We start from the raw sequence: 6,188 nt of genomic DNA, 5'->3' as shown, positions 1-6,188 counted from the left end.
CCCCACCCCCCCCCCCCCCCCCCCCCCCACCAACACCCAGCCCTGCACGCTTTTGACGTTGAAGTTGCTTGAAAAGCGGGCCGCCGGGCCGCAGGCCCGGCAAACCCCCTCACCCCTGCATGAACGCTTCGATCTCGTCGGCGCTGCGCGCCAGGCCCTCGGTCAACACCCGATGCCCATCAGCGGTGATCAGCACGTCATCCTCGGTGCGGATGCCGATGCCGCGCCAGCGCGCCTCCACGCTGGTGTCGTCGGCACCGACATACAACCCCGGCTCGATGGTGAACACCATGCCCGGCTCCAGCAGCCGCGACTCACCCGCCAGGCGGTAATCACCGACGTCGTGCACGTCCATCCCGATCCAGTGCCCGGTCTTGTGGCGATAGAAGCGCTTGTACTGCTCCTGGGCGATGTTGTCCTCCACGCTCCCCCTGAGCAGCCCCAGCCGCAACAGCCCCTCGGTCAGCACCTGCACCGCGGCCAGGTGGCCCGCTTCATACGCCACGCCCGGCCGTGCCTGCGCCAGCGCGGCCGCCTGTGCGGCGCCCACCAGATCGTGCAGCGCGCGTTGTTCGGCAGTGAAGCGACCGTTGACCGGGAAGGTGCGGGTGATGTCGCTGGCATAACCACGGTACTCCGCGCCGGCATCGATCAGCACCAGCTCACCGTCGCGCGTACGCGCGTTGTTGTCGCGGTAATGCAGGATGCAGCCGTTGCGCCCTGCACCGACGATGCTCGAATACGCCGGGCACGCATCATGGGCGCGGAACACCCGCTCCAGCTCGGCCTGCAGCTCATACTCATGGATGCCCGCGCGCGCAGCCCGCATCGCCGCGCAGTGTGCCTGCACGCTGATCTGCGCGGCCTGTTCCATCAGCGCGATCTCCGCGCCGGACTTGAACAGGCGCTGCTCGTGCAGCAGATGGCCCAGCTCCTGGAACTCGTGCGGGGGCTGCGCGCCATGGCGTACCTGCGAACGTACGCGGTTGACCCAGCCGATCAGCTTCAGGTCGAAATCCGCATCGCGCCCGAAGTGGTAATACACCCGCGAGCGCCCTTCCAGCATCCCCGGCAGGATGTCGTCGAGGTCCTCGATGGGATAGGCGTCGTCCATGCCGAAATCCGCCACGGCGCCTTCCTGGCCGGCCCGACTGCCATCCCAGGCTTCACGCTCGGCATCGCGTTCGCGGCAGAACAGGATGACCTCGCCGTGCCGGCGCCCGGGAATCAGCACCAGCACCGCTTCGGGCTCCGGGAAGCCGCTGAGGTACTGGAAATCCGAATCCTGGCGGTACGGGTAATGCGTATCCAGGCTGCGCACTTTCTCCGAGGCGGCCGGCAGCACCAGGATCGCCTCATCGCCGGCCATCTCCATCAACTGGCGTCGGCGCCGCTTGTACTCGGCCGCGCCGATCCCGGTGCGCTGGCGCAGGTCCAATCGATCGCCGGCCATCAGTTCAGGCGCTGGCGGTGGCGCGCGGCCATCACGCAGTCACCGTGCAGCAGCAGCACGGCAATGCGGATGAATTCCTCGATCTCGGCCAGCGCTTCGTCGTCGTCCTCGCCGTCACTGTCGAAGTCCTCGCTGGACGCCTGGGCCAGCTTGGCCAGGTCGTTCAGGGCCTCCTCGCCCTCTTCGGACAGCGCCGGGCGCTTGTGCCCCGAACCCAGCCCGAAGCCTCCCAGGAACGCGCGCGCCCAGGTGAACAGGGCATCCACCTGCGGCTCGGTCTCGGTGCTGTCGCTGAGCAGCAGCTCGAAGCCGAAATCACGGTCCTCCAGCTGCTTGATGGTCACCTCCAGCAACTGCGCCAGCGCGCTGCCCTCGGCCACCGGCTGCAGCGCATCGTCGGCCAGCACGCGGGCCGGCCAGTCATTGCCCGGCGCGCCGCCAGCGGCCAGCCAGCCACACAGGCCGCCGTGCAGCTCGGCCGGGCTGGCGCCCAGCCCGAGCGCTGCGCTGGCACGGGAAACGTCGTCGATGGAAGGAAGTTCGGTCATCTGCGGGCTCATAGGTGATGGGGACGACACGCCTTGCTGCCTGTGTCGTCGATGGACTAGTTTAGAACGTGGCGCGTCGCCCCGCAGCCCGTGCCGCTGACGCTTGACCGTCATCAACGGCCCTGAGACTCTTGCCGCCATGGACCATCCCAGCCCGCTCGACCAGTTGCAGGCCTTCGCCGCCCGGGTGGAGGCGCTGCTTGAGCGTAACCAGCGGCTGGCCGAGGAGAACCGCAGCCTGCGCCACCAGCAGGAACAGCTGGTAAACGAACGCTCCACGCTGCTGGCCAAGAACGAGCAGGCCCGCTCGCGCGTGGAAGCGATGATCACCCGGCTCAAATCCCTGGAGCAGCACACATGAGCGGTGCCGAACCGGTAAACGTCCGCCTGCTTGATCGCGATTACACGGTCGGGGTCACCGCCGAGGAGCGCGACAGCCTGGTGGCCGCCTCGCGCCTGCTGGACGCGAAGATGCGCGAAATCCGCGGCAGCAACCGCATGGCGGCCGTCGACCGCGTCGCCGTGCTGGCGGCATTGAACCTGGCACATGAGCTGCAGCAGCTGCGCGATGAAAACGCCCGCCAGGCCGTCGCCCTGCAGCAGACGTTGGCCGACATGAACCGTCGCCTGGACCGCGCGATCGACGCGTAACATCGTGGAGTCTGAATTGGCACGCACTGTTGCCGACGAACGGACTCCCCCTGCGCAGCGAGCTGGTTATACTGTTCCTGCGTTCTCTGCGGTACACGACGGCATGTGCAAACATTCGCCTTGTCCCTTAAGAACGACACCGGGAGCGCGACGGCGCCGGGAGTGCATGTCCGCCTTGCAGCGGGAAGCCCGATGGTTCCCCAGCGTTCCCACTTGAGCCCCTGGGTTCAAGGTCGTTTCGCATGCATCGTCATCGCGGAGAATGCAATATTCGACAAAGGCGGCGTCTTCGGATGTCGCCTTTGTTTTTTCCGCTCGGCGGCGCGGCACAATAGCGCCATGCCCTCATCGCCCCCCTCGATACCCGCCCCCCGCAACGCGCTGCGCGCCGAACTCAGGCAGCGTCGCCGTGACCTGCCCGCTGCCGCCCGGATCGACGCCGCCGACCGCCTCGCTGCACGCCTGCTGGCCCTGCCGTTCGCCCCGCAACGCGGGCATGTGGCCGGTTACTGGGCGATGGATGGCGAAATCGCCCTGCACCGCTGGCAGTTGACCTTGCCCGACACGGTGACCTACTGCCTGCCGGTGCTGCACGAAAACGTCCTGCGCTTCGCGCCCTGGCGTCCGGGCCAGGCGCTGCGGCAGAACCGTTTCGGCATTCCCGAACCCGACCTGGACCCTGCCGATACGCTGGATGCCGGCGCGATGGACCTGGTGGTGACCCCGCTGGTCGGCTTCGACGCACAGGGCGGCCGGCTGGGCATGGGAGGGGGCTGGTATGATCGCAGCTTCGCCTTCCGGCACGACCGCCCTGCTCCGCCGTGGCTGGTCGGCGCGGCATTTGCCGTGCAGCACGTCGATGCGTTGCCGGTCGCGTCCTGGGACGTGGCGGTGGACGCCATCTGCACCGAAGCCGACACCCTTTTCGCCTCGCACGTGACCGCATGACCGCCCGCAAGCGCTACTGGCTGATGAAGTCCGAACCGGACGCCTTTTCCATCGACGACCTGGAACGCGTCGGCACCGAGCCCTGGAACGGCGTCCGCAATTACCAGGCGCGCAATTTCATGCGCGACGGGATGCACGTCGGCGACGGCATCCTGTTCTACCACTCCAACACCAAGGTGCCTGGCATCGTCGGCATCGCCACGGTGGCCAGTGCCGCCTATCCCGATGACACCCAGTTCGATCCGGAATCGGACTACCACGACCCCAAGGCCACCCGCGAAGAGCCGCGCTGGATGCTGGTGGACGTGGACTTCGAGCGCAAGCTGGAGCGCGTCATCGCGCTGGATGAAATCAAGCTGCACGCCGATGCGCTGGGCGAGGGTTTCCCGCTCACCGCCAAGGGCAACCGCCTTTCCGTGTTCCCGGTGACGGCCGCGCAGTGGAAGCTGCTGCTGTCGCTGGAACGCAGATCCTGATCCTCCATCGAGACCGCCCGCATGTCCGAAGCCAAGCGCCTGGCCGCTGAAAAAGCCATCGAATACGTCGAAGACGGCATGATCGTCGGGGTCGGCACCGGCTCCACGGTCGCCTACTTCATCGATGCGCTGGGCCGCATCCAGCACCGCATCAAGGGCGCGGTGTCCAGTTCCGAACAAAGCACCGCGCGCCTGAAGCAGCTCGGCATCGAGGTGCTGGAGCTCAACCACACCGGCACGCTGTCGCTGTATGTCGACGGCGCCGACGAGTGTGATCCGGGCAAGTGCCTGATCAAGGGCGGCGGTGCCGCACTGACCCGCGAGAAGATCATCGCCGAGGCCAGCGAGCGCTTCATCTGCATCGTGGACCCGTCCAAGCAGGTGCCGGTGCTGGGGCGGTTCCCGCTGCCGGTAGAAGTGATCCCGATGGCACGCAGCCTGGTCGCCCGCCAGATCCGCGACATGACCGCCGGCCAGCCGACCTGGCGCGAGGGCGTGGTGACCGACAACGGCAACCAGATCCTGGACATCCACCACCTGCAGATCACCGATCCGGAAAAGCTCGAGCGTGAGCTCAACCAGCTGCCCGGCGTGGTCTGCGTGGGCCTGTTCGCGCGCCGCCGCGCCGATGTGGTGATCGTCGGCGGCGAACCGCCGGTGGTGCTCTGATTCCCTGCGGGGCGTGCGCTGCAAGTCCCGCCTGACTGTTTCCCCTCTCAAGGAAAATTCCATGTCTATCCGTTCCCTGCTCCTGCTGCCGCTGCTCGCGCTGGCCGGCTGCGCCACCGGTGCGTCCCAGCACTGGGTGGAACTCGATGGCGCCCGCTACAAGGTGGAACTTGCGCAGAACGATGAAACCCGCGCGCGCGGCCTGATGTTCCGCGACAGCCTGCCCGAAGACCACGGCATGCTCTTCATCCATGACCGCGAGGAACCCCTCGCCTACTGGATGAAGAACACCCGGATCGGCCTGGACATCCTGTACTTCGACAGTGCACGCAGGCTGGTCAGCCAGCAGCGCGATGTGCCGCCGTGCTCGGCGGGTGACCGTTGCCCGCCGTATCCCAGCAGTGGGCCGGCACGCTACGTGCTGGAGCTGAACGCCGGCCAGGCGGAGAAGATCAAGTTGAAGGACGGCACTGAACTGAAGCTGGGCCCGGGCATCCCGCCGCTCTGACCGGAAGGACCAGGATGCCGGCCGTCGGCCGGCATTCTTTCACCTGCTGCAGCTTGAAACCTTGCGGCATTGCCGCCAGTGTGTAGGCATGCAGGAGCGCATCACATTGCCCGACTGGGACACCCTGGCCGAACTCGACGACGAGTCGCTGCCACTGCTGCCCACTGCGTTGCTGATCGCGCGCGACGAATATCCCGCGCTGGACCCGACGGTGTACGACGCGACGGTGCAGACCCACGTCGACCACCTGCGCGCGGAAGTGGAGATCATCCCTTCAGCACCGCTGAAGATGGCCGCGATCAACCGCCATCTGTTCGATGAGCTGGGTTACAGCGGGGACCACGACGAATACTACGATCCGCGCAACAGCTACCTCAACGAAGTCTTCGAACGCCGCCTGGGCAATCCGATCTCGTTGGCCCTGGTGCAGATGGAGGTCGCGCGGCGGCTTGGCATCGCGCTGGACGGGGTGTCCTTCCCCGGCCACTTCCTGGTGCGCCTGCCGATGGAAGAAGGCATGCTGGTGATGGATCCGTTCAACGGCGGCCGGCCGCTGGGCGTGGAAGAACTGCGCGAGCGCGCAAGCTCCCACCTGGGTGGCCAGCGACCGGACGACCAGGTGCTGGCGCAGATCCTCGACGCCGCGCCAAGCCGCGCGATCCTGATGCGCATGCTGCGCAACCTGCAGGGCGTCTATGCGGAAAACCACCAGTGGGACCGTGCGGCGCGCAGTGCCGACCGCCTGCTGAAACTGGCGCCGGAAAACGACGAGGCGCTGCGCGATCGCGGCCTGGCCTACCTGAAGCTGGAGTACCTGGCCGGTGCGCGTCGCGACCTCGGGCGTTACGTGCAGCGCAATCCCGATGCGGGCGACGCGCAGGCCCTGCGCGAGAAACTGGTGGACCTGGGCGGGCCGCGCACGCGGCTGCATTGAG

Annotated in this window: 9 protein-coding genes and 1 other RNA gene; 8 read left to right on the top strand and 2 right to left on the bottom strand. The window is 67.1% G+C overall.

All coding sequences use genetic code 11. The annotated features are described in order from the left end of the window. Positions 1 to 109: 109 nt before the first annotated feature. Both H9654_RS05985 and H9654_RS05980 read right to left on the bottom strand, forming a co-directional pair. Positions 110 to 1,432 (bottom strand): aminopeptidase P N-terminal domain-containing protein, encoded by a 1,323-nt coding sequence (locus tag H9654_RS05985; RefSeq protein WP_191769950.1) that lies wholly within the window; start codon positions 1,430 to 1,432, stop codon positions 110 to 112. Between the two features lie 20 nt (positions 1,433 to 1,452). Continuing rightward, a complete protein-coding gene (locus H9654_RS05980; protein ID WP_191769791.1) occupies positions 1,453 to 2,001 on the bottom strand; it encodes a UPF0149 family protein in 549 nt (182 codons plus the stop codon). Between the two features lie 139 nt (positions 2,002 to 2,140). Between H9654_RS05980 and H9654_RS05975 the strand changes: the two genes are divergently transcribed. The 8 genes from H9654_RS05975 to H9654_RS05940 all read left to right on the top strand — a co-directional run bounded on the left by H9654_RS05975 (position 2,141) and on the right by H9654_RS05940 (position 6,187). Next, positions 2,141 to 2,362 carry a TIGR02449 family protein gene (locus H9654_RS05975; RefSeq protein WP_057509155.1) on the top strand — a complete coding sequence of 74 codons (222 nt, stop codon included), beginning with the start codon at positions 2,141 to 2,143 and terminating at the stop codon, positions 2,360 to 2,362. After that, the gene (locus tag H9654_RS05970; RefSeq protein WP_101098310.1) at positions 2,359 to 2,652 is read left to right on the top strand and encodes a cell division protein ZapA; all 294 of its coding nucleotides are present in this window, start codon (positions 2,359 to 2,361) and stop codon (positions 2,650 to 2,652) included. Before H9654_RS05975 ends, H9654_RS05970 begins: the two co-directional genes overlap by 4 nt. An 80-nt stretch (positions 2,653 to 2,732) precedes the next feature. After that, positions 2,733 to 2,918, top strand: a non-coding RNA gene (gene ssrS, locus H9654_RS05965) — 6S RNA. Between the two features lie 94 nt (positions 2,919 to 3,012). Next, positions 3,013 to 3,600: a 5-formyltetrahydrofolate cyclo-ligase gene (locus H9654_RS05960; protein WP_191769948.1), complete on the top strand. Its 588-nt coding sequence runs from the start codon at positions 3,013 to 3,015 to the stop codon at positions 3,598 to 3,600. Next, a complete protein-coding gene (locus tag H9654_RS05955; RefSeq protein WP_191769789.1) occupies positions 3,597 to 4,076 on the top strand; it encodes an EVE domain-containing protein in 480 nt (159 codons plus the stop codon). Before H9654_RS05960 ends, H9654_RS05955 begins: the two co-directional genes overlap by 4 nt. Before the next feature lie 21 nt (positions 4,077 to 4,097). Next, a complete protein-coding gene (rpiA, locus tag H9654_RS05950) occupies positions 4,098 to 4,745 on the top strand; it encodes a ribose-5-phosphate isomerase RpiA (protein WP_101098205.1) in 648 nt (215 codons plus the stop codon). A 61-nt stretch (positions 4,746 to 4,806) separates the two neighbouring features. Then, a complete protein-coding gene (locus H9654_RS05945; RefSeq protein WP_042612971.1) occupies positions 4,807 to 5,253 on the top strand; it encodes a DUF192 domain-containing protein in 447 nt (148 codons plus the stop codon). A gap of 88 nt (positions 5,254 to 5,341) precedes the next feature. Further along, positions 5,342 to 6,187, top strand: coding sequence for a SirB1 family protein (locus H9654_RS05940; protein ID WP_191769786.1), 846 nt, complete (start codon positions 5,342 to 5,344; stop codon positions 6,185 to 6,187). Position 6,188: the final 1 nt, after the last annotated feature.

The organism is Stenotrophomonas lacuserhaii (assembly GCF_014836545.1).
Classification (GTDB): domain Bacteria; phylum Pseudomonadota; class Gammaproteobacteria; order Xanthomonadales; family Xanthomonadaceae; genus Stenotrophomonas; species Stenotrophomonas lacuserhaii.
Note: the sequence above shows the minus strand (reverse complement) of the source record. Positions and strands in the feature narration are given on the sequence as shown.

What these genes read in the sequence shown, in the direction of transcription:
- H9654_RS05980 (WP_191769791.1), bottom strand. Translation starts at nt 2,001, where the DNA reads ATGACCGAACTTCCTTCCATCGACGACGTTTCCCGTGCCAGCGCAGCG.
- H9654_RS05975 (WP_057509155.1), top strand. Translation starts at nt 2,141, where the DNA reads ATGGACCATCCCAGCCCGCTCGACCAGTTGCAGGCCTTCGCCGCCCGG.
- H9654_RS05970 (WP_101098310.1), top strand. Translation starts at nt 2,359, where the DNA reads ATGAGCGGTGCCGAACCGGTAAACGTCCGCCTGCTTGATCGCGATTAC.
- H9654_RS05955 (WP_191769789.1), top strand. Translation starts at nt 3,597, where the DNA reads ATGACCGCCCGCAAGCGCTACTGGCTGATGAAGTCCGAACCGGACGCC.
- rpiA (WP_101098205.1), top strand. Translation starts at nt 4,098, where the DNA reads ATGTCCGAAGCCAAGCGCCTGGCCGCTGAAAAAGCCATCGAATACGTC.
- H9654_RS05945 (WP_042612971.1), top strand. Translation starts at nt 4,807, where the DNA reads ATGTCTATCCGTTCCCTGCTCCTGCTGCCGCTGCTCGCGCTGGCCGGC.
- H9654_RS05940 (WP_191769786.1), top strand. Translation starts at nt 5,342, where the DNA reads ATGCAGGAGCGCATCACATTGCCCGACTGGGACACCCTGGCCGAACTC.